This window comes from Pseudoalteromonas sp. C12FD-1 (assembly GCF_037414265.1).
In the GTDB taxonomy this organism is placed as follows: domain Bacteria; phylum Pseudomonadota; class Gammaproteobacteria; order Enterobacterales; family Alteromonadaceae; genus Pseudoalteromonas.
The window spans coordinates 59,942-84,715 of sequence record NZ_JBBEVD010000072.1 but is presented as its reverse complement, the minus strand read 5'-3'; the positions used below and the strand labels follow the sequence as shown (position 1 = coordinate 84,715).

At 40.2% G+C, this 24,774-nt stretch carries 26 protein-coding genes; 12 read left to right on the top strand and 14 right to left on the bottom strand.

Annotated elements, in window-relative coordinates:
• Positions 1–55 precede the first annotated feature (55 nt).
• A complete protein-coding gene (locus WDB87_RS14740; RefSeq protein WP_286246242.1) occupies positions 56–970 on the bottom strand; it encodes a LysR family transcriptional regulator in 915 nt (304 codons plus the stop codon).
• Positions 971–1,132: 162 nt separating this feature from the next.
• Positions 1,133–3,202 (bottom strand): bifunctional 2',3'-cyclic-nucleotide 2'-phosphodiesterase/3'-nucleotidase, encoded by a 2,070-nt coding sequence (locus WDB87_RS14735; protein ID WP_337850276.1) that lies wholly within the window; start codon positions 3,200–3,202, stop codon positions 1,133–1,135.
• Positions 3,203–3,339: 137 nt separating this feature from the next.
• On the opposite strand from WDB87_RS14735, the gene WDB87_RS14730 reads away from it, so the two are divergent.
• The 6 genes from WDB87_RS14730 (at position 3,340) to WDB87_RS14705 (ending at position 8,003) form a co-directional block, all read left to right on the top strand.
• Positions 3,340–4,773, top strand: coding sequence for an amidohydrolase family protein (locus WDB87_RS14730; protein ID WP_337850275.1), 1,434 nt, complete (start codon positions 3,340–3,342; stop codon positions 4,771–4,773).
• Between the two features lie 19 nt (positions 4,774–4,792).
• Positions 4,793–6,082 (top strand): M20 family metallopeptidase, encoded by a 1,290-nt coding sequence (locus tag WDB87_RS14725; RefSeq protein WP_286246245.1) that lies wholly within the window; start codon positions 4,793–4,795, stop codon positions 6,080–6,082.
• 102 nt (positions 6,083–6,184) lie between these two features.
• Positions 6,185–6,796, top strand: a complete 612-nt coding sequence (locus WDB87_RS14720) for a TetR/AcrR family transcriptional regulator (RefSeq protein ID WP_337850274.1) — start codon at positions 6,185–6,187, stop codon at positions 6,794–6,796.
• Between the two features lie 30 nt (positions 6,797–6,826).
• Complete coding sequence (locus WDB87_RS14715; protein WP_337850273.1) at positions 6,827–7,240, top strand: GFA family protein; 414 nt, start codon at positions 6,827–6,829, stop codon at positions 7,238–7,240.
• A 13-nt stretch (positions 7,241–7,253) separates the two neighbouring features.
• On the top strand, positions 7,254–7,700 hold the full coding sequence (locus tag WDB87_RS14710; RefSeq protein ID WP_286246248.1) for a RidA family protein: 447 nt from the start codon (positions 7,254–7,256) through the stop codon (positions 7,698–7,700).
• Between the two features lie 78 nt (positions 7,701–7,778).
• On the top strand, positions 7,779–8,003 hold the full coding sequence (locus tag WDB87_RS14705) for a hypothetical protein (RefSeq protein WP_286246249.1): 225 nt from the start codon (positions 7,779–7,781) through the stop codon (positions 8,001–8,003).
• 17 nt (positions 8,004–8,020) lie between these two features.
• On the opposite strand, the gene WDB87_RS14700 is transcribed toward WDB87_RS14705, so the two are convergent.
• On the bottom strand, positions 8,021–9,223 hold the full coding sequence (locus WDB87_RS14700) for an MFS transporter (RefSeq protein WP_337850272.1): 1,203 nt from the start codon (positions 9,221–9,223) through the stop codon (positions 8,021–8,023).
• Between the two features lie 102 nt (positions 9,224–9,325).
• Between WDB87_RS14700 and WDB87_RS14695 the strand changes: the two genes are divergently transcribed.
• Positions 9,326–10,108 carry an AraC family transcriptional regulator gene (locus WDB87_RS14695; protein WP_286246251.1) on the top strand — a complete coding sequence of 261 codons (783 nt, stop codon included), beginning with the start codon at positions 9,326–9,328 and terminating at the stop codon, positions 10,106–10,108.
• A gap of 21 nt (positions 10,109–10,129) precedes the next feature.
• Here WDB87_RS14695 and WDB87_RS14690 read toward each other — a convergent pair whose 3' ends face one another.
• From WDB87_RS14690 to WDB87_RS14680, 3 genes are all read right to left on the bottom strand, one after another.
• On the bottom strand, positions 10,130–12,190 hold the full coding sequence (locus WDB87_RS14690; RefSeq protein WP_337850271.1) for a TonB-dependent receptor: 2,061 nt from the start codon (positions 12,188–12,190) through the stop codon (positions 10,130–10,132).
• A gap of 74 nt (positions 12,191–12,264) precedes the next feature.
• The gene (locus tag WDB87_RS14685; RefSeq protein WP_286246253.1) at positions 12,265–12,921 is read right to left on the bottom strand and encodes a YoaK family protein; all 657 of its coding nucleotides are present in this window, start codon (positions 12,919–12,921) and stop codon (positions 12,265–12,267) included.
• Between the two features lie 11 nt (positions 12,922–12,932).
• Positions 12,933–13,628, bottom strand: coding sequence for a substrate-binding periplasmic protein (locus WDB87_RS14680; RefSeq protein WP_286246254.1), 696 nt, complete (start codon positions 13,626–13,628; stop codon positions 12,933–12,935).
• 124 nt (positions 13,629–13,752) lie between these two features.
• Between WDB87_RS14680 and WDB87_RS14675 the strand changes: the two genes are divergently transcribed.
• The 3 genes from WDB87_RS14675 to WDB87_RS14665 all read left to right on the top strand — a co-directional run bounded on the left by WDB87_RS14675 (position 13,753) and on the right by WDB87_RS14665 (position 15,546).
• Positions 13,753–14,001: a TIGR03643 family protein gene (locus tag WDB87_RS14675; protein WP_286246255.1), complete on the top strand. Its 249-nt coding sequence runs from the start codon at positions 13,753–13,755 to the stop codon at positions 13,999–14,001.
• Positions 14,002–14,077: 76 nt separating this feature from the next.
• Entirely contained in the window at positions 14,078–14,440 is a 363-nt protein-coding gene (locus WDB87_RS14670) for a hypothetical protein (RefSeq protein ID WP_286246256.1), read from the top strand.
• A gap of 23 nt (positions 14,441–14,463) precedes the next feature.
• Positions 14,464–15,546: an endonuclease/exonuclease/phosphatase family protein gene (locus tag WDB87_RS14665; RefSeq protein ID WP_286246257.1), complete on the top strand. Its 1,083-nt coding sequence runs from the start codon at positions 14,464–14,466 to the stop codon at positions 15,544–15,546.
• Between the two features lie 337 nt (positions 15,547–15,883).
• Here the strand turns inward: WDB87_RS14665 and WDB87_RS14660 are convergent, their stop codons facing one another.
• From WDB87_RS14660 to WDB87_RS14625, 8 genes are all read right to left on the bottom strand, one after another.
• Entirely contained in the window at positions 15,884–16,615 is a 732-nt protein-coding gene (locus WDB87_RS14660; protein WP_286246258.1) for a glutaredoxin, read from the bottom strand.
• A 24-nt stretch (positions 16,616–16,639) separates the two neighbouring features.
• Complete coding sequence (locus WDB87_RS14655; protein ID WP_337850270.1) at positions 16,640–17,152, bottom strand: DUF305 domain-containing protein; 513 nt, start codon at positions 17,150–17,152, stop codon at positions 16,640–16,642.
• Positions 17,153–17,284: 132 nt separating this feature from the next.
• Entirely contained in the window at positions 17,285–17,803 is a 519-nt protein-coding gene (locus tag WDB87_RS14650) for a DUF411 domain-containing protein (protein WP_286246260.1), read from the bottom strand.
• A 10-nt stretch (positions 17,804–17,813) separates the two neighbouring features.
• Positions 17,814–18,302, bottom strand: a complete 489-nt coding sequence (locus WDB87_RS14645) for a YybH family protein (protein ID WP_286246261.1) — start codon at positions 18,300–18,302, stop codon at positions 17,814–17,816.
• A 23-nt stretch (positions 18,303–18,325) separates the two neighbouring features.
• Positions 18,326–19,234 (bottom strand): copper resistance D family protein, encoded by a 909-nt coding sequence (locus WDB87_RS14640; protein ID WP_286246262.1) that lies wholly within the window; start codon positions 19,232–19,234, stop codon positions 18,326–18,328.
• Between the two features lie 11 nt (positions 19,235–19,245).
• Entirely contained in the window at positions 19,246–19,653 is a 408-nt protein-coding gene (locus WDB87_RS14635) for a copper resistance CopC family protein (RefSeq protein WP_286246263.1), read from the bottom strand.
• Positions 19,654–19,675: 22 nt separating this feature from the next.
• Positions 19,676–20,539: a copper resistance protein B gene (locus tag WDB87_RS14630; protein WP_286246264.1), complete on the bottom strand. Its 864-nt coding sequence runs from the start codon at positions 20,537–20,539 to the stop codon at positions 19,676–19,678.
• Positions 20,536–22,359, bottom strand: coding sequence for a copper resistance system multicopper oxidase (locus tag WDB87_RS14625; RefSeq protein ID WP_286246265.1), 1,824 nt, complete (start codon positions 22,357–22,359; stop codon positions 20,536–20,538). The genes WDB87_RS14630 and WDB87_RS14625 overlap by 4 nt, the downstream gene beginning before the upstream one ends.
• 166 nt (positions 22,360–22,525) lie before the next feature.
• On the opposite strand from WDB87_RS14625, the gene WDB87_RS14620 reads away from it, so the two are divergent.
• The gene (locus WDB87_RS14620; protein ID WP_337850269.1) at positions 22,526–23,212 is read left to right on the top strand and encodes a heavy metal response regulator transcription factor; all 687 of its coding nucleotides are present in this window, start codon (positions 22,526–22,528) and stop codon (positions 23,210–23,212) included.
• A complete protein-coding gene (locus tag WDB87_RS14615) occupies positions 23,202–24,599 on the top strand; it encodes a heavy metal sensor histidine kinase (protein WP_286246267.1) in 1,398 nt (465 codons plus the stop codon). Before WDB87_RS14620 ends, WDB87_RS14615 begins: the two co-directional genes overlap by 11 nt.
• Positions 24,600–24,774: the final 175 nt, after the last annotated feature.

Below are 24,774 nucleotides of genomic sequence, written 5' to 3'. Positions count from 1 at the left end.
GATTGGTGGCTTAAATGGCAATTTAAACCACATACTCTGAATGAATAGCAGTTATTTAGACTTCAAATACTTTGTTTTTTACAAGCTCTCTAAACCACTGACATACAGGGTCGTTGTGATGGCGTTGGTGCCAATATAAGGCGACTTGTGCGTACGATAAGTTGAGCTCTTGCGGTGGCGTTCTGGCTACTACGTTATGCTGTTGGCACACATCGGCGGCAAAATGGTTGGGTACATAAAATATTATATCGGTGTTCTCAGCAATGCTGCCAATGCTGTAAAAGTTTTTTAAGCGTACTGGGGTCGCAATATTATCAATACCCAGTGCAGCAAAGTTTTGTGCAATGGTTAACGCTTTTTCACCTTGAATTGATATTTGCCCAAAGTTACAGTCGCGCAAAAGCTCAACACTGAGCTCGCTATTAGCAAGTTTATGATTACGAGCCATAACAAGTTTAAACTCTCGGTCAAACAATGGTTGGCAATAGAGTTTTCCCTCGGAGTTGGCGGGTTTATGACCTGTTATTACAAAGTGAGCCTCGCCTTTTAGTAAGTCAGAAAACTGTGGTTTAGGTAAGGTGTCTATTTCAAGGATGATATTAGGCGCTTGCTCGCGTACTTCTTTAATTATTGTTTTTATAAACAAATGCATTTGCGGCGGTAGGCCAAACAGTTTAATGGTGGCTGTGCTTGTTTTAGGATCAAAGGTTTGCTTGTTAACCAGCGTTTCTACCATATTTAAAATAGAATTGAGATCTTGCTGAATTGATTGCGCCTTGGGTGTTAGCTCATACCCTCCAGCCATTCTTATTAATAATTGATCGTCAAACAACGTGCGTAATTTACTTAATGAGCGGCTTATAGACGGTTGGCTCATGCCTAAGGTTAACGCGGTATTGCTAATATGTTTTTCGTTTAAAAGCTGCTTTAAAATAATAAGAAGGTTTAGATCGAGCTGATTTAAATTCATAGTTTGATTTGCAAGTTATCAGTATTTCAAGCCATTATCCTAGCACTTAAACAGAGCTTGGCGTAAATGTGTTTTTAATAAAAATAAGCGAGCACATCAAAATACACCGCCGATAAAAAACAAAAACCAGCAGTTAAGCTGGTTTTTGTAGGCTATGTACAATTAGTTTTTTAAATCAATGGTGTATAGCGCAAAACCATTTTCGTCTGTTTTAAGTGGTGAGGTAGGCGCTACCGCTGGCAGTGTTTGGGCAATGCTAGCTACTTCATCAAGCGGTGATGTTCTAAACACAACGTTTAGCTCTGTGCTGGTGGTCACGGGGCTAAAGCGCCAGTTATTATCGGCAGACGGGTCAATACTGCCCGTGCTACTTTTAGCGGCTTCGCTAATAATGTAACTACGCAGTACACCGCGGTTTTCATCTGGGCCTTCAAACGTTTCACGGCTGGTGCCGTCAATCGCTGGGAAGTTTCCTCCACCCGATGCACGGTAGTTATTAGTTACAATTAAAAACTCTGCCTCTAAATCTATCGCTTCACCTTGGTATTGCAAGTTAGTAATGCGCGAATTGTTTTCACTTATTAATACGCCATCGTTGTCATATCGTTTTGGCTTAGTGACATCAATTTCAAAGGTAACACCGTCAATAATATCAAAGTTAAAAGTGGGAAAAGTGGTATCGAGTAGGTTTTGCTCAGCACTGCTGTTTACATCAATCTGATTAAACTGACCCGCAGAGCGTTCAAGCCACTCTTTAACATCGCTACCTGTTACTTTTACCATACGAATAGTGTTTGGAAACACATACAAGCTCACAGTATCAAGCAAGGTAATATCACCTGCTTTTACATTGGTGTAATCTTCAATACCATTGCGGCCAGCTCTAAAAGGGGCTGCTGCCGAAAGCACAGGTAAGCCATCAAGCTCAGTGCCTTGAATAAACGCTTTACCCCACGCTATTTGTGCATCTGATACTATTTGAATTGACGGATCGTCTTGCACCAAAGCAAAAAAGCTATAAATTGGGTTTGAAATTTTAGCAAAGGGTTCGCTCACCCAGTCAATTGTTGCTTGGTGTTCAAGCTCAATTGCGGCAGCTACATCGGTATCTACGGCAGCCAAATCAATAAAGTCGCCGTTTTCATCTGTACCACTAATGGCACGAGTTTCTACTTTTGAGCTGGTTACTTCCCAGCCGCCTTCATCGTTAGGCTCAACAATTAAATCAATAACCCCTAAGTTATTGCCAAAAAAGCCAGGCATAACAGCGGGTACGCCATTAAGTTTACCGTTTACGTTATCAATACCCGCCGATTCATAGCCATCGTACGACGCATCACCGGGAAACAAGCGGTGGTTATGACCAAATAGTATGGCGTCTACGTCATCTACTTTAGACAGGTATAGGGCCGTGTTTTCGGCGAGGTCTTCTTGGGCGCTGGCTGTTAACCCAGAGTGCGGAATGGCAATAATAATATCGGCGCCTTGTGCTTTCATTTGTGGAATAAATTTTTCAGCAGTAGCAACAATATCTTTTGCAATTACCTTGCCTTGTAAATGCGCGCTATCCCATTGCATAATTTGCGGAGGGGTAAGGCCTAAGTAACCAATTTTAATTGTTTGTTCGTTGCCGTTTATATCAAATACGGTTTTATCTTGAAGGTAGTACGGTGTATAACGGTTTTCATCGTTGCTGTCGTCATCATCACCATCATCAACGTATACATTGGCATTAATATACGGGAAGTCGGCACCACTTAATGTGGCATCTAAAAACTCTAAGCCAAAATTAAATTCATGGTTTCCTAAGTTAGCTACATCGTAATCAAGCAAGTTCATAGCTTTAAAAGCAACATGGGTTGCGCCATTTAAAATATCGTCTTTACGTACAATCGCTTCGTAATCGCCAAGTGGACTGTTTTGAATTAAATCACCATTATCAACAAGTACACTGTTTTGCACTTCACTGCGCGCCTCTTTTATAAGGGTTGCGGTATTAACAAAACCTAAAGTTTCTGATGGGGCTTGTGCAAAGTAATCGTAGTTAGATAAATACATGTGTATGTCGGTTGTTTCCATTACGCGCAAAGTAACAGGCGCTGGGTCTGGAGTTACCACAACGATTGGGTCGTTATCGTCGTCATCATTTATGTCACAACCCGTTAATGAAAGAGCAATGGTTAGTGCCAGTGTTGATTTTAAAAAGTATTTTTTAGCGATTCGATTTTTCATGTTCATTCCGTGTAATTTTAAAAAGGAGTACAGTAAAAAAGGTTTGTTAAAGTATGATGAATTAAAATGTGAATCTGAATTTACATTTTTACATGGTGCCTTTATAGTAATGTCTTCTACCAAGATGAGCACACACTATGAGTATACCTATGTACGCATTTAAAAAAATTAAAAAATCTTTATTATTAAGTGCTTGCGCTTTAACTAGCTTTCCAAGTTACGCAGTTGATGAGCAATTTGTAAGTTACCAGGCGGGGCGTTATGCAATTAAAAATGTTACGTTAATCGATGGCACCGGCAAACCAGCACAAACTAATCAAACGGTTGTAATAAATAAAAATAAAATTGTGAACATAGGTGCCACAGCTGAGATAGACGTTGCTGAAGGTGTGAATATTATTGACGGTACTGGAAAAACGTTAATTCCGGGTTTGGTGATGATGCACGAGCACATGTTTTATCCAACCGGCAAAGCTCATTACACCGAAATGCTTTACAGCTTTCCGCGTTTATATTTAGCAGGCGGTGCAACCACAATTCGCACTGCTGGCACAACTGCACCTTATGCTGATTTAAAATTAAGAGATGATATAAACGCAGGTAAAAGTTTAGGCCCAGATATAGATGTAACGGCGCCGTATTTAAATGGCCCCGGCTTACCTATATTAAAAATAAAGTCGCTACGCGATGCAGACGATGCTAAAAAAATGATGGACTACTGGGGCTTAGAGGGGGTTACCTCATATAAAGCGTATATGCATATTCATCAAAATGAGCTTGATGTGGTTATTAAAAAAGCGCACGAGCAAAATAACAAAGTTACGGCTCATTTGTGTTCAGTTACATACCGCGAAGCAGCCGCTTTAGGTATTGATAACCTAGAGCATGGCTTTTTTGCCGCCACCGACTTTGTTAAAAGCAAGCAAAAAGATGTATGCCCAAGTAATAAAGACGTACAGCAATCGTTTGTAGATTTAGATATAAACTCGCCAGAAGTAACGAGCCTAATAAATTACTTAGTGGATAATAATGTAGCACTTACCTCTACACTTACTGTGTTTGAAACCTTTACTAAAGGCCGCCCTAAAGCCTACCCAAAAGCACTTGATGCATTAATACCGCAAGTACGTGACCAGTACGAGTCGCGCTTTGAAAAAATAGCAAAGCAGAGCGAATCTAGCTGGCCTTTAGTATTTAAAAAAATGATGCAGCTAGAAAAAATGTTTGTAGCCGCGGGTGGTAAATTAATGGTGGGCACAGACCCAACAGGTTATGGCGGCGTTATTGCTGGCTTTTCAAATCAGCGTGCAATTGAATTACTCGTAGAGGCTGGATTTATGCAGCCACAAGCTATAAAAATAGCCACGTTAAATGCAGCGCAGTATTTAAATAAGCAAAATACAATAGGCAGTATTGAAGTAGGTAAACAAGCTGACTTAGTCATTATAAATGGCGATTTTGCAAAAAATGCGTCGGCTATCCGTAATATGGAAACTGTATTTAAAAATGGTGTAGGCTATAACTCAACAGCACTTTTCGATAACACTAAATCGGTTGTTGGGCTTCATTAAAATAACAAAGGAAAACAGGATGAAAAAATCACTACTCTCAGTGGCATTAGGTTTTGCTGCACTTGGTGCGTTTAACGCGCAGGCAAACCTTGATCAACACGTTAAAAATGTAGAGCAGCAGGTAATTGAGTGGCGACGCGACTTTCACCAAAACCCTGAGTTGGGTAATCGCGAAACGCGTACCGCAGGCATTGTGGCTAAACACTTAAAGTCGTTAGGTATGCAAGTACAAACCGATATTGCTTACACAGGGGTTGTGGGTATTTTAAAAGGCGCAAAGCCTGGCCCTACGGTAATGTTACGTGCCGATATGGATGCACTACCGGTAACAGAAAAAACGGATGTGCCATTTAAATCAACTAAAACCACAACTTACCGTGGCGTTGATGTAGGCATAATGCATGCCTGTGGCCACGACACGCACGTAGCTATGCTAATGGGCGCTGCACAAGTACTGGCAAACATGAAAGATGAGCTGCATGGCAATATTATGTTTGTGTTTCAGCCTGCTGAAGAGGGCGCACCTTTAGGCGAAGAAGGCGGTGCAGAGTTAATGCTTAAAGAAGGCATTTTTACTAAATATAAACCAGATGTAGCCTTTGGCCTGCATATTACTTCAAGTCTACATACAGGTAAAATTGGTTATCGAAGTGGGCCATTTATGGCCAGTGCCGATCGCTTTGAAATAACCGTACATGGTCGCCAAGCGCATGGCTCAGCACCGTGGACAGGTGTTGACCCAATTGCTGCCGCTGCGCAAATTGTAACGGGCGTTAATCACATTGTAAGCCGCCAAGTAAACATAACCAAAGAGCCGGCTATTGTGTCGTTTGGTAAAATAGCGGGTGGTGTACGTAATAATATTATTCCTGAAGAAGTTGAAATGGTTGGTACTATTCGTAATTTTGATATGGATAATCGCGCGCAAATCTTTGAAAATATTAAAACAACCGCTACGCATATTGCTAAGTCGTCGGGGGCAACGGCCGATGTGCATATTCATGAAGGCTACCCTGTAACGGTTAATAATCCTGAGCTTACTGCGCAAATGTTACCTAGCCTTGAAAAAGCAGCAGGTAAACAAAACGTGCAAGAAATGGGTAAAATAACCGGCGCAGAAGACTTTTCGTTTTATGCTCTAGAAATACCCAGTGTATTTGTATTTTTAGGTGGCACGCCTGCAAGCCAAGACTTAAAAACGGTAGCAAGTAACCACTCACCTTATTTTTATGCCGATGAATCGTCGTTTAAAGTGGGTACCAAAGCGCTTAGCCAATTAGCGGTAGATTATTTAAATAGCCAAAAATAACGACATAACTACCCAGCGAGTAAAGCAATTACTGGCTGGGTATTACTATTTATACTTATAAGCTGCACAGTACGTGCACGTTAAACCAACATGGTTGAATGTATGTCTGAACACCCTTTTTTGGCGCCCAAGCAACAACGCAGCCAGCAAACCCAAGAAAAATTATTAAAAGCGCTGCATCACAGTTTAAAAAGTAAGTTTTTTGAACACATAAGTATAAAAGAGCTGGCAGACTACGCCGAGGTATCGGTAGGTACGTTTTATCGTCGCTTTAAAAATAAAGAGTCGCTGCTGCCCATGTTGTATCAAGACTTTGGCATTGAATTAAATAGCTGGGTAACAGAGCTTGAGACGCAGAGCTATAAAAACCTAGATGATGTAGTTAACACTTTATGCCATAAAACATATGTGTTTTTATTATCACAACAAGGGGTATTTAGAACGCTACATTTAAATTCGCGTTTGCATAGTGAGTTATTAGGCAGTGATAAACACATAAATAGGCGAGTAATTTATCAGCGGTTAGCGCAATTACTTAGCCAAACAGATAGCAAAGTGAGCGATACGGCTGCAGGTACTGCGGTATTTTTAATTGTCAGTTCATTGCTTGATAAAGTACTGTATCACGATTTAACCCCTGCGATTGCGTGTGATTTATCTGCGCATCAATACGCGCAAGAACTACCTAAAATTATTTTAGCTTATTTAGGTTAAACACCTTTAAACATACTCAAGGAGAGTAAAATGAAAATTACTGGAAGCTGCTATTGTGGTGAAATTAAATACCAAGCCCAATCGCAAAATAATAACGTACTTGTATGTCATTGTAGCGATTGCCAACGCATGTCGAGCGGGCCATTTAGGGCGGTAATAATGGCTGAGCCTAACTCGGTAGTATTTACCAAGGGCGAGCCAAAAGAGTATGTTAAAACAGCACAAAGCGGTAATAAACGTGCACAAGGTTTTTGTGGTACGTGCGGCACTACACTTTACGCAACGAACGAAGCAAAAGCCGATAGAGTGTACGGCTTGCGCATAGGTGCTGTAGATCAGCGTGATGAATTTACCCCAGCGGCGCAAATTTGGTCGCAATCAACCCTTAAATGGCTAAACGATTTACACCAAGTGCCTGCCTTTGAGACTACCCCACAAAAATAACAAGGCCAATGTAATGAAAACACTGATAAAAACTGCGTTATTAGCTAGTGCACTACTTACGAGTTTTGCGCAGGCAAACCCCAGTAATGTCGACTTTTTAAATACAAGCAAAGCTAACCCTAATTTACCATTTTCGCAAATAGTAAAAGCCGGCAATACGCTTTATATGTCGGGTCAAATAGGGATTAACCCTGCAACCGGCAAGCTAGCAGCGGGTGGTTTTGAAGAGGAAACTAAGCAAACTCTTGAAAACATTAAGCGCACTTTAGAGCAGCATAACTACAGCATGAGCAATATAGTTAAATGCACCGTTATGCTTACCGATATAAACGACTTTAAAGCGTTTAACGCTATTTATACGCAATATTTTAGTGCGCCGTACCCAGCGCGTAGTGCATTTGCTGTTAAAGCGTTAGCCCTTGATTCGTTAGTAGAAGTTGAATGTATAGGCTCACTTTAAATTTAAAAAGTAAGTTTTTTGAAATTTTATAACTTAAACGGCTGTCTATTTGAGTAGTTACACAACAGAGGAAATATTATGTGTAGTTCACCTAAAAGCAGCCGAGCAGTTAAAAAATCAGCCATTAACTTTAATGACGAGTTGACTCAAGAACAGCGCCTACGTTTTGCTGCAAAAGCTAATTTAGCACAAGAGCGCCGCGCACAACGCGAAGCCACAAATAAGCGCTATGAGAAAAAACATACCCCTGTAAAAAAGCCAAGAACAGGTTTATTTTCATGGTTACAACAGTTAGTAAGTTAGTTTCAGCGGGTAGTAAATCAACAGTTGTTAAGCGTGGTATTTTTACCGCTAAACCATCCACATGTAGCACATAACACACCTGCACCCGCACATAACCAAAGCGGCGCACTCCAACTCCCTGTTGCTGTATGCAAAGCCCCTGCAACCATAGGGCCAATAGCCGCTAACAAATAGCCAATACTTTGTGACATACCCGAAAGCGATGCCGCTTGCGTGGAGTTATCGGTACGTAAGCTAATAAACGACAGTCCTAAAATAAAGCACGCCCCCGAGCTAAAACCAAGTAGCAGCGTCCATACCAGTGCAAAGTTTGGCATATAAAGTAGCCCTAGCGCGCAGCACGCACTCAGTGATGCAAGTATAAAGCTAAGCATGCTTTGATCTTTTAACTTTGCAAGTAGCGGTATAAGCACAAGCCCAGGTATAGCGGTCGCAATTTGAAAAGCCCCATGATAGGCGCCTGCTTGCGTTGCACTTTGGCCTGCTTCGGTCAAAATACCCGGCAGCCACGTAATGATGATGTAGTTTAAAAAAGAGTTTAAACCTAACAATAGTGTAATTTGCCATGCAAGTGCATAACGCCATACGCTTTTATTAAGTGTTGAGGCCTGTGCTGTTTGTGCCGGCTTTGTGTGTTTATTTAATTGCGCCATCCACACAATTAAAGTGGTGACTGTAATGAGTGCACTAGCGCCTAAAGCAAACTGCCAACCTAACCCTTCATATTGGCTAAGCGGATAAACTAATGCTGAAAAGCCACCCGAGGCAACGCCCATAGTGAGCACATAAGCAGAGGTCATAACGGCGACTTTTGCCGCAAAGTCGCGCTTTATTAAACTCGGTAATAAAACGTTAGCGATAGCAATACCCGCACCAATAATGGCAGTGCCAACAAATAGCATTATTGACGAATTAACCACACGCCCAGCAATACCCATTAATATTAAAAATACAGCAAAAAACAATGTACGCTCAAGCCCTTGGCGTTTAGCGAGGCCTGCAGCCATAGGCGATATAACTGCAAAGGCAATTAGCGGTAACGTAGTAATAAACCCCGCTTGCGAAGCGGTTAAACCAAAGTGCGTAATTATTTGTTCAAGCACAGGGGCAACCCCTGTAAAAGGTGCACGTAAATTGGCGGCAATAAGTAAAATACCTATTACCAGTAGCACGCTCGAAAAGCGCGACGTGCCAGTGTTACTGTGAGGTGTGTGAGTCATTATTACAAAATATGTTAGCTAATTATGGGCGCTAGTATAAACAAATCAGCAGTATTATAATTTAGCTATACTGACATTAAATAACTAAAAACAGACAAAGTTATGTTTGAACCTAAAGGGTGGGGCTATCTGCAAAATTATGAGCATATGGTACAACCTATAATTGCTAAAGTAGATACCGCACAAGGCAGTAAAGAATACCCATTACATACTCACCCTAAGGGGCAGTTAATATTAGCGCTTGATGGCTATGTAACCTGCGAAGCGGCTAATAAAATGTGGATGGTGCCAACGCACAGCGCTATTTGGGTGCCTGCTAATACGTGCCACAGTAATCGTGCATCAGATAACGCCAATTTATGCTTTGTATTTATTGATGCCAACCTAAAAGGCATGCCCACACATACCTGCACTTTGGCTATTACCCCCCTCGTTAAAAGTTTAATGCTTAAGCTGGCAGGCGAAAACCAAGCCTATATTGAAGACTCTAAAACAGCACGTTTAGCTCAGGTACTGTTTGATTTATTAATAGAAATGCCAACCCAGCCGCTTGATTTTGTGCTTTCTAAGCATGTAGTTATTCAAACCATGAGCCGGGAGTTAATTGAGCATCCCAATAACCGCAAAACTCTTGCACTATGGGCACACGATTTTGCATTAACTGAGCGGACCTTGGCGCGGCTTATAAAAAAGCAAACCGGAATGACCTTTGGTAAGTGGCGAATGCAATTACATGTAATTACCGCGCTGCAGGCATTGTCAGATGGGCAAAGCGTACAGCAAGTGTCGGCGTTATTAGGGTATGAGTCGGTGAGTGCGTTTATAACTATGTTTAAAAAGGTTATGGGAAAATCGCCCACTAAATACATGGGCGATTTAAATTAGCAAAACTATTAAATTAACGTATTACCATGTGTAAGTAGCTGAAAGCATAGCGTTACGTGGCTTACCAGGAAAGTACCTGTCGCCAGTAAAACTGGTGTAATCAGCACGCTCTGCGTAAGCTTCGTCGGTAAGGTTAATTACACGGGCAAGCACTTCTAGGTTATTGGTCACTTGCCACTTAGCACGCAAGCTTAAAATGTCATGTCCGTCGTAGCTATGCAGGTTTTCTGGGTCGGTATAGTAACTACTTACGCTATGCCATTGCAGTGCAAGCGCTAGGTTATTAAAGGCTTGCCAGCTGAAATCAAGGTTAGCCACATTGCGCGGCGCGGTGTCTACGTTGTTACCGTTTATATTTAGCCCATTAATTAATTGATTATTAGTATACGTGTGCTTTGCATGTGTACCTGCAAACTGTAAGTTAAGTGTTTTACTTAATGCGTAATCCACTTCAAGCTCAATACCTCTGTGGCGAGAGCTGCCATTATTAACGTTAAAAAAGTCGCTGTCGCGATAAATAGTGTTGTGCTTACTCATGGCATACACAGCTAATGCATACCTTACATTAGAGTAGTAACCCTTTAAACCAAGCTCGGCATTATTGGCTATTTCTGGGTTTAAATTAGCGGTGGTTTGCTCGCGTTGTAATTGATAAAGCTCTGCCGCTTGGGGCGCTCTGTAACCACGCGAAAAGTTAGCATATACAGTATTGTTGTTATTAACCTTATAGCTTACCCCTAGCTTAGGCGATGTATTGCTAAAACTATTTTTACCACTGGCAGGGCGACTATAGCGGCAACCGCCAAAGCCACATTCTGCGCCGTCGTCTTTTGTGCGGCCAGTGAGCATATTATTAGTGTAATCGTACTGCATATGCTCATACCTTAGGCCTGCGCTAATAAACCACTTATTTAATTGCCACTCAACTGATGCAAACGGCGCATACAGTGTTGCGTTTACGTCGTAATCGTAGTGCTTGCCTTGCGGTACCGTGGCTACTAAAAATGCAGAGCCTTGAGTTGGCTCGTTTTGACTTTGTGTAAAATCGCTGCGGCTATATTCGCCATCAAACCCTAGGTTTACTTTTATATTACTTTGTAAGTTATGTTGATACAGCGATTGCACACCAAAGCCTGTTTGGCTATTGGTTTCAAGTGGGGTGCCGGGTAAAAAGTGCTTAAAAAAGTCCATGCTTTGGTCGCGTACATAAGGCGTGATAGAAAGCACATTGCCATTTTTTAATTGCCACTGGGCGTTACTCCACGCTCTAAATGAACGGGCTTTTCTAAAGGCGTCGGGGTCAAAGTTTTGCTGTGCTATGTCTTCGTTTTTATAGCTTTCAAAGCCTGTAATAAAGCCCGCTGTTTGCTGATCTAAATTTGTGTATGTAAGACCAGAGGTCAGTAACAGGTTATCGTTTTCAAAGCGGTGGCGAATATTTACCTTTTGCTGTTTTACGCTTTCGTCGTCGCGATAACCTGTGTCGTCGGTAACACTTGCGTTGATGCCAATCCCACTGTTGCCATAGTCTTGCCCAGCGCGAAGCTTATAACGAGCATAACCATACGAGCCATAATCAAGCCCGACTAGTCCACCGCCTTGTGTTGTATCAGGGGTTATTACGTTAATAACACCATGCACAGCGTTTGAGCCATAAAGGGCAGAGCCTGGGCCTTTTAATACTTCAATGCGCTTTGCCATTTCGCTATGCGCTTCAAATAGCTCGTTAATATTACAAAAGCCTGCAGCACGTAGTGGAATGCCATCTTCAAGGGTGAGTATGCCACCACATGCAGCCGCCCCCGAAAGCACTGGCGAGCGAAGTGCAGGTAAATACTCTTGCCCGTTACCCCGTTGTACATTTGCGCCAGCAATGCGCTGTAACGACTCTTCAACATGCGTTGGCGCAATTCTGTTTAATTGCGCCTCAGATAAGGTGCTAATAGTAAGAGGAAGTGGTGTGGCAAGTGCTTCTGTACGCGATGCGGTGGTTGTTATGGTTTCTATTGCATCATCGGTTTGACTGTCGGCAATTGCAACATGGCTTAGTGGCAATAACAGCGGTAAAAAATAAGGTTTCATACATTCCTTTAAGGTGAGTAACGCTTTATTAACGCCATGGTAAGATGTTTTAAACCGTTTTTAAACCGATTGCGTTAAAGTGCGCGTATTCTATATACCCTATACGTTACTGATAATACAAAGCACGCCAGTGCCGGCACCACTAAAGCGAGTATTGAGGAATACTCAAATAAAATAAATCCAGTAATACCGCCTAGCAAAAAGCCAATAATAATAAGCAAAAACATTACACCTTTTCGGGTATCAAAGGTTTCGCCTTTAAGTGCTTTACCTATCATTAGGCCAAGGTCGGTAAAAATTCCGGTTAAGTGAGTAGTTCGCACTACGGCGCCACTATAATTAGTGGCTAATGCATTTTGTAAACCACACGCGGCGCTGGCAAGTGTAATGCCATAAACATAAGACTGGTCGAGCAAATAAGCACTTAAAAGTAATAAAAGGCCTTCAATAAATAATAAAGTGTCGTAATGGCGTCCAAGCTTTAACGAACCACCAGTGAGTAAAAAGCCAGAAAGCGCCGAGCCCAGCATAAAGCTTACAATTATACTAATAAGTAGTAACGCAGCAGAGGTACTGCTCATTAGTTTTATACCAAGTAAAGTAACACTGCCTGAAAGGTGAGAAATGGCCTGATGCTCAAATCCTAACAATCCTACTGCATTAACAACGCCAGCAATAAAAGCGAGCGTAAACGCGCCGTACTCAACCCATTTTGGTAATTTAGTTAACATCGCCTACCTTATTAATGCACACCGAATTGCGCTTTGTAGCGTTTTATTTGCTCATCAACCAATTTGGTGTTTATTACGCCGTGCTTAAAAGCAATATAAACAGGTAGGGTGTAGTCTTCAAGTTGCTTTGCTCGTATGTTTTTATAACCTTTTGAGTACCATAAACCGGCTTGATAATTAGTAATTGCGTAGTCAACACGCTGTTTATCCAGCAAATCAAACGTGGCTTTCGTTGAGAGTGAACGCATTAAATTACTATCATCAATATTATAATGCGCAGCAATAATATTAGGTAAAGCAACGCCTCTTAACATAGCTATACGCGCAGTTGATAAGTCATCTGTAAATTGTTTTTCCTTATTTGTTGTAAATAAACCAAATTGGGTGGTGTGCATAGGCTCACTGGTAAAGTCTAAATATTGCGCACGCTCGGTATTATTAGCCAACGCAAAGTAACAATCGTAGTAGCCTAATTTCATTTCTTTTTTAACGCGCGCCCACGGTAAGTGCACTACATCTATGTTTAAATTTAAATTACGTTCAATAAACTCTAGATACTCTATATCAAGGCCAGTAAAGGTATTTGTTTGCTCATCGTATATTGTAAAAGGAGGATAGTGCGTGGTTACGCAGCGCAGGGTTTTATTAGGCGCTGCCAACAATAATTGAGAAAAAGTTAAGGCTAAAAGCATTAATACAGCGCGCATAAACATAAATCCAAAAGTTTTTATAAGTATAGAACCACAGTGCTTATTATACAGGTTAATTACCTTTAATTGTGTTGATCTATGTATTTTTACACCACGTATAGAATAAATTTGTGAGAGCCACATGTTTAACGCAGAGCAGCAATCGCGCATTATAGAAATGGCGTGGGAAGATAGAACCCCCTATGAGGCTATAGAGCAGCTATACGGGCTTAATTATTCACAGCTGGTGTTGTTTATGCGAGAGCATATTTCAAAGGGCAGTTTTAAAGTGTGGCGCAAACGTCACGCAGGGCGTAAAACCAAGCACTTAAAACTTCGCGACCCAGCCATAATGCGCAGTTATTGCAAAACACAGTATAAGCCGAGATAAATAGCTGCTTGCAGTTTCATATGATGTTAAGGCGTGTTTGATAATCTTTAGCTATTAACATTATTAGAGATTATTTATGAAAGCGTTTTTATATACTGTTCTTTTAACGGGTGCTTTGGTTAGCGTTAATGCACAGGCAAAGCCCGATAAAAACAATCACGGCCATAAAAACGGCCACCATAAACATCAGCAGCACAACTATAAAAGCAGCAAGAAACTATCTAAAAAGCAGCAAAAAAAGTTAGTGCGTGCTGGTTGGACGCCACCCGGTTTAAGTAAGCGTTACCACAGAGGCGATTACCTAGATCGCAATGTATATAAACAAGGGCGCGTTATTGAACGCTCAAGAGGTAATGGTACAGTAAGTATAGAAATTGACCGTACTACCATTCATATGGTGCACGACACTCGAGAAATACTTTCAATATTAACTCGTTAAGTACAATTTATAAGGATATTTAAATGCTCATTGCACTAGCTATAATCATTGGCTTTTTTTTATTAGTGACTTTGTTACCTATGTCGTACAGCCAGCACTACTTAGTGCGCAGCTGCGACTTTGTTCGACTACAGGTGTTTTATATAGCCAGCGCTGTTGCAGTCGTGTCGTTTTGTTTACTGTGGCAAAGCGACAATAGCGGGTATTTGTATACTGCTTTAACCGCATTACTAACCATGGTTTTACAAGGGAAATGGATATTTCCTTACACCTGGCTTGCTAAAAAAGAAGTTAAAACTGCCTCAGTGAGCGAAGATCACAGTGTTAGAATCATGTCGGCTAATGTGCTTATGTCAAACCACAATAGTGAACAACTAATCTCACTGGTTGATAAACACCAGCCCGATTTATTAATTACCCTTGAAAGCGACAGCTGGTGGGAAAACAAGTTAGCAGTTCTTAAAAAAAACTACCCCTATTATATTGAATGCGCTAAAGACAACCGCTACGGCATGCATTTATACAGTAAATTTAAAATTCTTGATGCGCAAATATGCGAGTTAATAGAGGACGATATTCCCTCAATTCATATCTTGTTCGAAAACAATGAAGGCCTGCAAATGCAAGGGCACTTTATTCACCCCGCACCACCAAGCCCCACTGAAGAAGACTCATCGCGCCCACGCGATAGCGAACTCATAATGGTGGCAAAAGCACTTAAAAACCCAACACGCCCGACCATTGTAGCTGGTGATTTAAACGACGTAGCATGGTCGCGCAGCACCCGTTTATTTATGCAAATAAGCGGCTTTTTAGACCCACGTAAAGGCCGTGGTTTTTATAACACCTTTCACGCAAGTTACTTTTTTATGCGCTGGCCGCTCGATCATTTATTTCACAGCCAAGGCTTTAAAGTAAAACGTATTAAGCGCCTTGCTAAATATGGCTCTGACCACTTTGCACTACTCACTGAGCTAGTGTTTGAAAACGCCAAGCAGCATTCATTAGAAGATAAATCAGATGAGCTTAAGCAAGAAGAAATACAAGAGCTGGCTATGAGTAAAGCCGATAAGCGAAAGGTGCCAAGGTTTGAGAATAGCTATTAATTTTTAGCTGTTAGTGAATAAGCCTTAACTAGTCTGTTATATCGAGTGTTTAAACTCACTATGGGAAATTTAACACAATTCATTAATTAAAGTTATATGACGCTAAACAGTGGGATGATTAAATGTTTATCCCTAAAAAATCCTAGAGTCAAATTAAGATTAGCTCCGATAAGAAGGCTGGTACTTTTCAATTTCGCAATTGATAAGAGCGTTAGTGTCATTGTAACGTCAAGATCCCTAAGAAATGCCAGAGCTAATTAATGAGGTTTTAAGTTCAGGCACTACCAGAGACAACTACAAAGTCTGGTACGTGCCATAGCAAAGTATATCCTGCCTTTTACCTAACAAACATCCAAATACCGGCAGCTATCATAAATAAGTTTTCTGTGAGGGAGATAAACCCTAGTGGTACGTTACTGTCACCGCCTACACACGCACATTTCAACTCTCGTTTATCTATGTAGACTGCTTTTATCACTGAAATAGCACCAACCCCACCTATGAATAATGAAATAGGGGCAATAATATAGGCTGGTAATCCGGCTATCATTCCAATGCCAACAAATGCTTCTAAAAATGGATAAACATAAGCGTACCTGACTACTTTCATAGCGACTAAATCATAGGTTATAAATGAATTAGTAAAGCTAAATAAGTCTTGAAGCTTTTGTATTGCTAACACTGCCATTGTTAGGGCTACAAACAGTTCAGCGGTTTGCATTGATAATAAGCTATTATCTGATGCAAAACTAAATGCCACACTAAGCAAAAAACTAACCGAAAAAATCGCAATCACGGGCGTGTAAGTTGTACCTTCTTGGGCGGCTTGTGGCTTATTAAAGTAATCACGTAAATCGTCGTAGCCACCTATACGTTTATTATCAATAAATGTTTGAGGTGTAGTTTCTACACTGTGTTGTTTTTTAAATTCATCTGTTTGCTCTCGAGAAGTTAAAAGCTGATCATCAACTGTATATCCCTCTCGCTCTAGTAAGTCTTTTGATTTTAAACCAAACGGACAAATATGCTCATCTGTTACCATTCTAAAAAGTTGGGCTGATTTACTCATGCTTTACTCCTTATGTTATATGGTTTATTTATTTGAATTGAAATCTGGAACCGCTCTTAATTGTGCTTGAGCATTGGTTTGTGCAATGCCGTTTTGCTCTATATCTTTTAGGAGCCATTGCATTTCTTTTATTTCTCGCTCTTGAGCTTCAATTATATTTGTAGCTAGCTTTTGAACGCGTTTATCTTTGATTTTTGCCTTGTCACTTGTGAGTATGGCAATTGAATGATGTGGGATCATCGCCGACATCCATGAGCTATCATCAACAGTCGCTTGTGATCGAACTAAAAATAAACTTCCCGCAAATACGGTAACACTAGCAACGAGTACTGTTATATTTTTCTTTTTATCTTTATACATATTGAGCATGAAAAGTAGCATTACCACTGCCATTGTGGCTCCCATATAAAGCGCCATATAAGTACGAGTTTCACTAAAATAAACATGGCTAAGTTGGTAGGTGTTCAAATACATCAATACAAGCATGGTAATTGTGGATGTTGCTATCATTAAAAAAAATTTTGAATAGTGTGACATTGTATTGCTCCTTCAAAGTTTGTATTTTGTTTTTACATGTGAGTAACTTTTACACTATCAAGCTCACAAATCAGTGTTTCCTGTTGTGTAAAATGGATATTTAACAATTAGTTCAAGAATTATGCCGTTAGGCTAAAACTGCTCGCTGGATTTACTTATGTATTTGTAGATTTCTTCACTTGAGTTGTCAGTGAGTAGCTCAATATTATATTTGTGAAATATACCCTCCATTTCCATTCCGGGAGTGCCAATAGGCATGGCAGGTACACTTAAGCCTGTAATGTGCGGAGCATGTTGCTCAGATAAAAACAGTTTTATATGCTTAGCTGGAACATGACCTTCAAATACAAATCCATCGGCTGACACGGCTGTATGGCATGAACGCATATTCGGTTTTATTTGATACTGAGATTTAATCAACCCCATATCATTAACGTTAATTGCTTTTGTTTGAATATTATTTTCTCCCAAATGAGCAATCCACTTATTACAACACCCACAATTTTTACTTTTATAAACGGTAAGCTCTATTTTATGTTTTTTTGAATTCTCAGAAACTATTGATGTTTTGTGCTGTTTTTCGATACTCATTGTAGAAAATGACATGGTTAATGATAAAAAAAACGCTGAGGTTATGTAGTTTACTTGCATTGTTAACCCCTTAATTAGACCAATGAATATGAGTAATTTTCCACCCTGAATCGGTGTTTTTTAATGTAATTGATTCCATTCCCGTAGATTTAATATCTTTCCCTTTATACTTTCCTTGAGTTTTACTTCTTGAAATTGAGTAAGCGGTGTCTCCATCTGTGTAAACTTGGTGCTCGAGTAGTTCACTATTAACTGCACTTAAGAATTTCATATCCGCTATCATATGATGGTTCGCGTATTCATCTGCAGAACGCTCAACACTTCCGCCTTCAAAAATGATGACATCGTCGGCTAGTAATTTACGTGCAGCTTCGCCATTGCCTTGTTTTAGGGATGCATGAAATAGGCTGACAGTTTTTGCAGCTTCGCTATCAAGATTGACAAAAACCCAGCCTTTTTTTGAATGTTCTTCATCGCCATGTGCACTAACAGCAAAAGAACCAACAGCGCTAAAAATTAGCAGCAATAAAATTTTTAAGTTAGAGGATTTAATTAACATACGTTTTCCTTTTTTATTAATCGTTAAACAGGCGGACCAACAAGTGTGGTAAATATACTTGTTGTAATAAGTACAAACAGGGCAATTACTATTTCAACAGTGATCGAGCGTTTTAATATATTTATATGGTGTTGTTGAGTGATTTGCGGGACTAAAAAAAGCTTATGCCATGCACCTAGTAACAGCATCGCACTGACGAGTAACAGTTTTAATAAAATTAGTTGCCCATAATTTGATGTAAACAATACAGAAAATGACTCTAAGTACTGCAGGAGTAAAGTTAAGCCCGAAATAAGTAGTACAAATATAATAACAATAGCGAGTTGACCAAAGTAATGCATTAACCGCTTCACTTCACTGGTAGGTAGTAAAGTGCAGCTTTTGTAAAGCGGCCACAATGACCCTAACCAGCTCGCAATGGCAATAAGGTGAAAGGTTAAAATACTTTTTACTAACCCATTTTCATTTGCACTGTGCCCAGTAAAAGTGAAGCTATAAGCGATAAACCCAAGCATGATTAGTATAACGGCACCGTTTTTATAACCTGCTACGTTATCATCTGATTTCACATTCCACATACATGCGCTAATTAGAGCAATAATAAGCGCTGGTATTCTCAACGTTGCTTGCTCACCTATGACTGATTGCCAAACAATTTCAAGCATAAAGGGGTCAAACATTCCCATAAAGCCTGATTCGGCCATTGCCCCAGCTTCTATTGGTACTTGTAAAAGTGCAGTAATACTACCGATAGTTACACACGTAATTTGCCAACGTTTTAAGAACTGATAAAAGCTAATTAAGTGATGCCCTGCAACATTGCTGTTGCCACACATAAAGCGCATTAATAAAGTGCCCGCAAGCCCTGCAATTGCTATATAGCTTGCTAGTTTTAATAATAGTAAAAGTACTGACCATTCACTTAATTGCATTCTGTTGCTACTTAATGATTATGTTTGCTGTGGGTATTAGATTGTTCTTGCATCATCTTTTGCGATTCACTTTTGTGTACCATAAATCTAAACGTGTCGGTCATTTTATGTCCATCACCACCCAGTGCAATCCATTTAACCGTGTAAGTGCCTTGGGGTAGGCTCGGTAATGACCAACTAAAGTCTGTGCTTGGGGTGGAGCTGGGTTTGAAATCAAAGTTTATTGATTTATTTTTTTCATCTTTGATGATGACTTTTGCTAGCCTTACTTCACCACCAAAAGTTAACGAAAGTTGCTCTGGACTTTTCATTAACATGGCTTCTTGCGCAGGTGTTGATTGCTTGAGTGATATATGCGCTGATGCGGAAAATGTAAGCACTAAACTTATAATGGCTACTGCAGAATTAAAAAACTTCATAATTACCTCTTATTTAAAATGACTAAAACCAAAATTTAATACCCGCAACAAATGCGGTGTTGTTGCTACTTTGTCCACTTGATGTGGCATAGTCGGCGGTATTGCCAAATTTATTACTCCATTCAACGCCAATATAGGGCGCAAACTGGCGTGTAAACTCATAACGAACCCTAAAGCCAATCGCGCTGCTTGATAGGCCACTTCCAAGTTCGTTTTGTTTATCGTTTTTGCCATAAAGTGTAATTTCGGCTCGCGGTTGTATAATTAGCTTTTGCGTGAGTAGTAGTTCGTACTCTGCTTCTAATGTAAATGCGGTATTGCCTCGCTCACCCACGTACGCTGTCATATCAATTTCAAACCAGTAAGGGGCTAAACCTTGTAAGCCAAAAGCCAACCATTGCCGATTTTCACCTTCTTTATTGTAATCAAGACGAACACCTGCTTGAGTATCCCAATATGCTGATACGGCGTGACCCCATAAAATATCGGTTTGGTTTTCTTCAATACTCCCTTCGCTGAAATCACCCTCGGTTTTAATTACCAATCGATCAAAGGTAGTGCCGTACCATGCTTGTAAGTCAAACACACCTGCGTTTGCTTGCTCGTTATATTCAAGACGATCGCCTAGTAATGCGTAAAATGGATGCTCATCGGCGAGTGTTAATCGCTCATTACCCTCAAGCGCATATGGGCCTTCTGTTAAAGTTGTTCCCGCAGAATAAGCATGAGGGTCTCTTGCGTCTTTAGGTGCATCTCCCCCTTGTGGTTGCATCTTAGCGCTACTCATTTGTGCCATTTCACTTTGCGCTAATAAAGGGAAACTAATTAATGAAGCCCCAGTTAACATTAATAAGCCTAATGATTTAGATAGTTTTAATTGTTTCATGATACGACTACCTCTCTAAACATGCCGGCATCCATATGGAATAATAAATGGCAATGCCAAGCCCAGCGCCCTACATCGTGAGGGGTGGTTAAAAAGCTGATTCTTTGTGCGGGTTGAACAGGTATCGTATGACGTCGCACTTGCACATCACCTCTCTCGTTTTCTAAATCACTCCACATACCATGCAAATGCATAGGGTGCGTCATCATGGTATCGTTTTGTAAAATAACTCTTAAACGTTGGTTATGCTTCATATGCACTGGCGTGCTTTTACCAAATTCTAAGCCATCAAATGACCAGCTATAACGCTCCATGTTGCCGGTTAAATGCAGCTCAATTTCAGCTTCAGGCTCTTGCTGGTTAGTGATCCCTTCAAGTGAATGTAAATCTGCAAGTGTTAAAACACGGCGACCATTTTTACGTAAACCAATACCGGGATCATCAAGGTTTGTTCTAGGCATATCAACGCGCATATCAACAGAAGCTCCATACTCCGTTTTTGCATGACGCACTTTAGAGCTGGCAACCGCTAATGGGTTTTCAGACATACCATGTTTGCTATGATCCATCGCCATTGCACCGTGCCCCATAGCACTATGATCCACTTTTTTAGAGTTCATACTTGACATGCCTGCCATACCAGCCATTGCAGAATGCTCACCGCCGTGAGTCATATTGCCCATCATATCGGTCATCGTTAACCACTCAACAGGGTCAAGTGCAGGTACTGGCGCATCAATATTAGGCGAGCTTGATAAAGTTCCTTTTGCGTAACCAGAGCGATCCATACTTTGAGCAAAAATCGTATAGGCATCATTTTTAGGCTCAACAATTACGTCGTAGGTTTCACCAGGGCCAAATCTAAATTCATCAACTGTCACTGGTTCAACGTTTTGTCCATCTGCTTGTACAACCGTTAGTTTTAACTCGGGGATTCGTACGTCAAAAAAAGTATTGCTAGAGCCATTAATGAACCTAAGTCTAATTTTCTCCCCAGCTTTAAACATTCCACGCCAGTTTGCCATTGGCGTACTACCGTTCATTAAAAAAGTCATTGCTGATGCAGATAAATCAGCTAAGTCTGTAGGGTTCATTCGCATCTGGTTCCACATTTTTCGGCGTTGTAGAGCATTTGAAATATTGCTGCTAGAAACGTCATCAAAAAACTCTGGAACAGTAGGTTGATTGAAGTTAAATACATCACTCTGTACTTTTAATTTACGGAACAACGCCATAGGGTCATCATCAGTCCAATCAGATAATTGAATAACATGCTCGTTATCTGCACTAATAATATCGTTTTCTCGCGGCTCAATAATTAATGCACCGTACATGCCTGTCATTTCTTGAAAACCACTATGTGAGTGATACCAATATGTGCCACTTTGTTGCAGCTTAAATTTATAAACAAAGGTTTCGCCTGGCATAATGCCTTTAAAGCTGATACCTGGTACGCCATCCATTTGATACGGTAAAATAATGCCATGCCAATGAATTGAACTCGGTACTGATAACTTATTTGTTACTCTAATAGTAACGTCATCGCCTTCTTTGAGGCGCAAGGTAGGTGCGGGTATAGATCCATTGATAGTTGTCGCCATACGTACTTCGCCAGTAAAGTTAACCGGCGATTCATCTATAACCAGATCAATTACTTTGCCGCTAAGTTCGGGTACAGTGCCTGTTATTGTTCCTGCTACTAAAGATGATGCAGCATGCAATACACTCGGAAAAGCAGCAAGTACACCTCCTGCAATTAAGCCTTGAACAAATCGTCTTCGTGGTGTGCTAACCTGTTGTGATGACTTTTTAAACCCCATTTCCTTACTCCTTCATAGCAGAATATGTCTTGAGTATAGAAAGTAGACCTGTCTTTAACATGACGTGAACATTACAAGGTTGTAATGTTCACGTCATGTTGCTGTAGTCACATATAATGCATACTATTTGCAGAGGTAATTGTTAGGACTTTAATGAAGGAATTATATGCGCTTATTAGTTGTTGAAGATGAAGAAAAAACGGGCGATTATTTAAAACAGGGACTAAGTGAAGCTGGTTTTCAGGTTTCTTTGGCACGTAATGGCCTTGACGGTCATCACCTAGCAATGACCGAATTATTTGATGTAATAATACTTGATGTCATGTTGCCTGACGTATCAGGTTGGAAAATTTTACAGTCGCTGCGTGAAGCAGATAACAAAACCCCAGTACTTTTTTTATCTGCTCGCGATAGCATAGACGATAGAGTTAAGGGCCTCGAGCTTGGTGCTGATGACTACTTAATAAAGCCTTTTGCTTTTGCTGAAGTTTTAGCTAGGGTACGCACTCTTATTCGCCGTGGTGCAGCGCAAACAGTTGACGATATAATGACCGTTGCTGACTTAGAAATGGATATTCCAAAGCGAAAAATACAACGTGCAGGCAAGCGTATTTTATTGAGTAATAAAGAATTTAGCTTACTTGAGCTATTGTTACGGCGCGAAGGTGAAGTACTGCCACGTTCGTTAATTGCTTCTCAAGTATGGGATATGAATTTTGATAGCGACACCAATGTGATTGATGTTGCCATTCGTAGGCTAAGAGCAAAAGTTGATGATGACTTTACTGTTAAATTAATTCATACAGTTCGTGGTATGGGCTATAAATTAGAGGTTGAAACTGATGGCTATTAAGTCACGGCCTTTATCACTTACGATGCGTGTAGTGTTGTTTGTAGCTGTTACCGTTATTGCGTGCTTAACTTTAGTTGCTTCTTTAATAAATAGTTCGATAAAACATCATTTTTTCCAGCAAGATAGTAGTGAGCTACATGTTATTAATCAATCTATTGAATTAGTTTTAACACAACAATATCAATCAAACCTAAAGCTTAAAAATGAATTATCTAACGCTGTTGCGGGTCATCATGGTGTTTACTATCAGGTAAATACCGCAAAAGGAGAACTCATTTTTCAAAGCTCTGAACGAGATTTCAGTGATTTCGTAATGAGTGCTAAGGCTTCAACTGGCTTTAACCGTAACAATATTGTCTCATGGCAAAATGATACTCATACCTACCGAGCTCTGGTGAGTAATTTAAGTACTGAGCAACAGCAATATAAAATTACTACAGCGATAGACATGAGCTTTCATTTACACTTTCTCAATCAATTTCAGCAAAGCCTTTGGGCTATTATGTTTGGTTCAGCGGTACTCATTTTATTGGTGGTTTGGTTTGCTATACATCAAGGATTAAACCCTTTACGAGGTTTAAGCCAGAAAATGCATGATATCCAAACTAATAAAATGGATGTAAGGCTTGATGAAAATAAAGTGCCTATTGAGCTTGTTAATATGGTGCAGTCGTTTAACTCAATGCTCGACAGGCTCCAAGGTGAATTTATTCGCTTATCAAATTTTTCTAGTGATATTGCTCATGAACTACGTACCCCTCTAACAAATATAATTACTCAAACACAGGTTGGATTATCTAAAAAAAGGCAGTTGGAAGAGTATCAAGAGCTCTTATTTTCTAATTTAGAAGAGCTCGAACGATTAACTAAAATGGTTAGTGATATGCTTTGGCTCGCAAAAACTCAGAATGGGCTAATTAAACCGGTTCAGAACACTTTAAAAAGCCATGATGAAATTGAAGCGTTATTTGAATATTTTGATGCTTTGGCTGAAGACTCATTGATTGCATTTAATAAAAAAGGTCAAAACCTTTGCTTTTATTGTGACAAATTACACTTTCGACAATTACTATCAAACTTACTATCTAATGCAATTAGGTACGCACCAAAAGGTTCAACAATCACAGTAAATAGTGAAATGTTCAGCGATGAAAAAATATGCATTTCAGTAATTAATACAGGGGAGAGAATACCTTCTGAGCATTTACCTTATTTATTTGATCGCTTTTATCGACCTGATAAGTCGCGCCAACGGCATAGCGACGGAGCAGGTTTAGGGCTTGCAATAGTCAAAGCGCTAGCACAAGCAAACGATGGAGAGATAGAGGTCTGTTCAAATACTCAAACTACCAGTTTTAAAGTTTATTTAAATTTAGTTAAAAGCTAATTATTAAAATCGATAACTCAATGTTTGCTTGTAGCTCTTCGGTTAAGTATAGCGAAGTGCCATCCGGCACAGTAAAATATCTTACTTTATGATCAATATTTTTTGCAGTTGAGAGGCTCAGGGCGTGGAATTGCCTTTCAGGTTTAACTCGTTTCTGCCCCAAAATGAGTTGGCA

What these genes read in the sequence shown, in the direction of transcription:
- WDB87_RS14690 (WP_337850271.1), bottom strand. Translation starts at nt 12,190, where the DNA reads ATGAAACCTTATTTTTTACCGCTGTTATTGCCACTAAGCCATGTTGCA.
- WDB87_RS14655 (WP_337850270.1), bottom strand. Translation starts at nt 17,152, where the DNA reads ATGTCACACTATTCAAAATTTTTTTTAATGATAGCAACATCCACAATT.
- WDB87_RS14720 (WP_337850274.1), top strand. Translation starts at nt 6,185, where the DNA reads ATGTCTGAACACCCTTTTTTGGCGCCCAAGCAACAACGCAGCCAGCAA.
- WDB87_RS14685 (WP_286246253.1), bottom strand. Translation starts at nt 12,921, where the DNA reads ATGTTAACTAAATTACCAAAATGGGTTGAGTACGGCGCGTTTACGCTC.
- WDB87_RS14680 (WP_286246254.1), bottom strand. Translation starts at nt 13,628, where the DNA reads ATGCGCGCTGTATTAATGCTTTTAGCCTTAACTTTTTCTCAATTATTG.
- WDB87_RS14645 (WP_286246261.1), bottom strand. Translation starts at nt 18,302, where the DNA reads ATGTTAATTAAATCCTCTAACTTAAAAATTTTATTGCTGCTAATTTTT.
- WDB87_RS14615 (WP_286246267.1), top strand. Translation starts at nt 23,202, where the DNA reads ATGGCTATTAAGTCACGGCCTTTATCACTTACGATGCGTGTAGTGTTG.
- WDB87_RS14630 (WP_286246264.1), bottom strand. Translation starts at nt 20,539, where the DNA reads ATGAAACAATTAAAACTATCTAAATCATTAGGCTTATTAATGTTAACT.
- WDB87_RS14725 (WP_286246245.1), top strand. Translation starts at nt 4,793, where the DNA reads ATGAAAAAATCACTACTCTCAGTGGCATTAGGTTTTGCTGCACTTGGT.
- WDB87_RS14730 (WP_337850275.1), top strand. Translation starts at nt 3,340, where the DNA reads ATGAGTATACCTATGTACGCATTTAAAAAAATTAAAAAATCTTTATTA.
- WDB87_RS14695 (WP_286246251.1), top strand. Translation starts at nt 9,326, where the DNA reads ATGTTTGAACCTAAAGGGTGGGGCTATCTGCAAAATTATGAGCATATG.
- WDB87_RS14740 (WP_286246242.1), bottom strand. Translation starts at nt 970, where the DNA reads ATGAATTTAAATCAGCTCGATCTAAACCTTCTTATTATTTTAAAGCAG.
- WDB87_RS14715 (WP_337850273.1), top strand. Translation starts at nt 6,827, where the DNA reads ATGAAAATTACTGGAAGCTGCTATTGTGGTGAAATTAAATACCAAGCC.
- WDB87_RS14665 (WP_286246257.1), top strand. Translation starts at nt 14,464, where the DNA reads ATGCTCATTGCACTAGCTATAATCATTGGCTTTTTTTTATTAGTGACT.
- WDB87_RS14625 (WP_286246265.1), bottom strand. Translation starts at nt 22,359, where the DNA reads ATGGGGTTTAAAAAGTCATCACAACAGGTTAGCACACCACGAAGACGA.
- WDB87_RS14675 (WP_286246255.1), top strand. Translation starts at nt 13,753, where the DNA reads ATGTTTAACGCAGAGCAGCAATCGCGCATTATAGAAATGGCGTGGGAA.
- WDB87_RS14650 (WP_286246260.1), bottom strand. Translation starts at nt 17,803, where the DNA reads ATGCAAGTAAACTACATAACCTCAGCGTTTTTTTTATCATTAACCATG.
- WDB87_RS14620 (WP_337850269.1), top strand. Translation starts at nt 22,526, where the DNA reads ATGCGCTTATTAGTTGTTGAAGATGAAGAAAAAACGGGCGATTATTTA.
- WDB87_RS14710 (WP_286246248.1), top strand. Translation starts at nt 7,254, where the DNA reads ATGAAAACACTGATAAAAACTGCGTTATTAGCTAGTGCACTACTTACG.
- WDB87_RS14640 (WP_286246262.1), bottom strand. Translation starts at nt 19,234, where the DNA reads ATGCAATTAAGTGAATGGTCAGTACTTTTACTATTATTAAAACTAGCA.
- WDB87_RS14735 (WP_337850276.1), bottom strand. Translation starts at nt 3,202, where the DNA reads ATGAAAAATCGAATCGCTAAAAAATACTTTTTAAAATCAACACTGGCA.
- WDB87_RS14700 (WP_337850272.1), bottom strand. Translation starts at nt 9,223, where the DNA reads ATGACTCACACACCTCACAGTAACACTGGCACGTCGCGCTTTTCGAGC.
- WDB87_RS14635 (WP_286246263.1), bottom strand. Translation starts at nt 19,653, where the DNA reads ATGAAGTTTTTTAATTCTGCAGTAGCCATTATAAGTTTAGTGCTTACA.
- WDB87_RS14705 (WP_286246249.1), top strand. Translation starts at nt 7,779, where the DNA reads ATGTGTAGTTCACCTAAAAGCAGCCGAGCAGTTAAAAAATCAGCCATT.
- WDB87_RS14660 (WP_286246258.1), bottom strand. Translation starts at nt 16,615, where the DNA reads ATGAGTAAATCAGCCCAACTTTTTAGAATGGTAACAGATGAGCATATT.
- WDB87_RS14670 (WP_286246256.1), top strand. Translation starts at nt 14,078, where the DNA reads ATGAAAGCGTTTTTATATACTGTTCTTTTAACGGGTGCTTTGGTTAGC.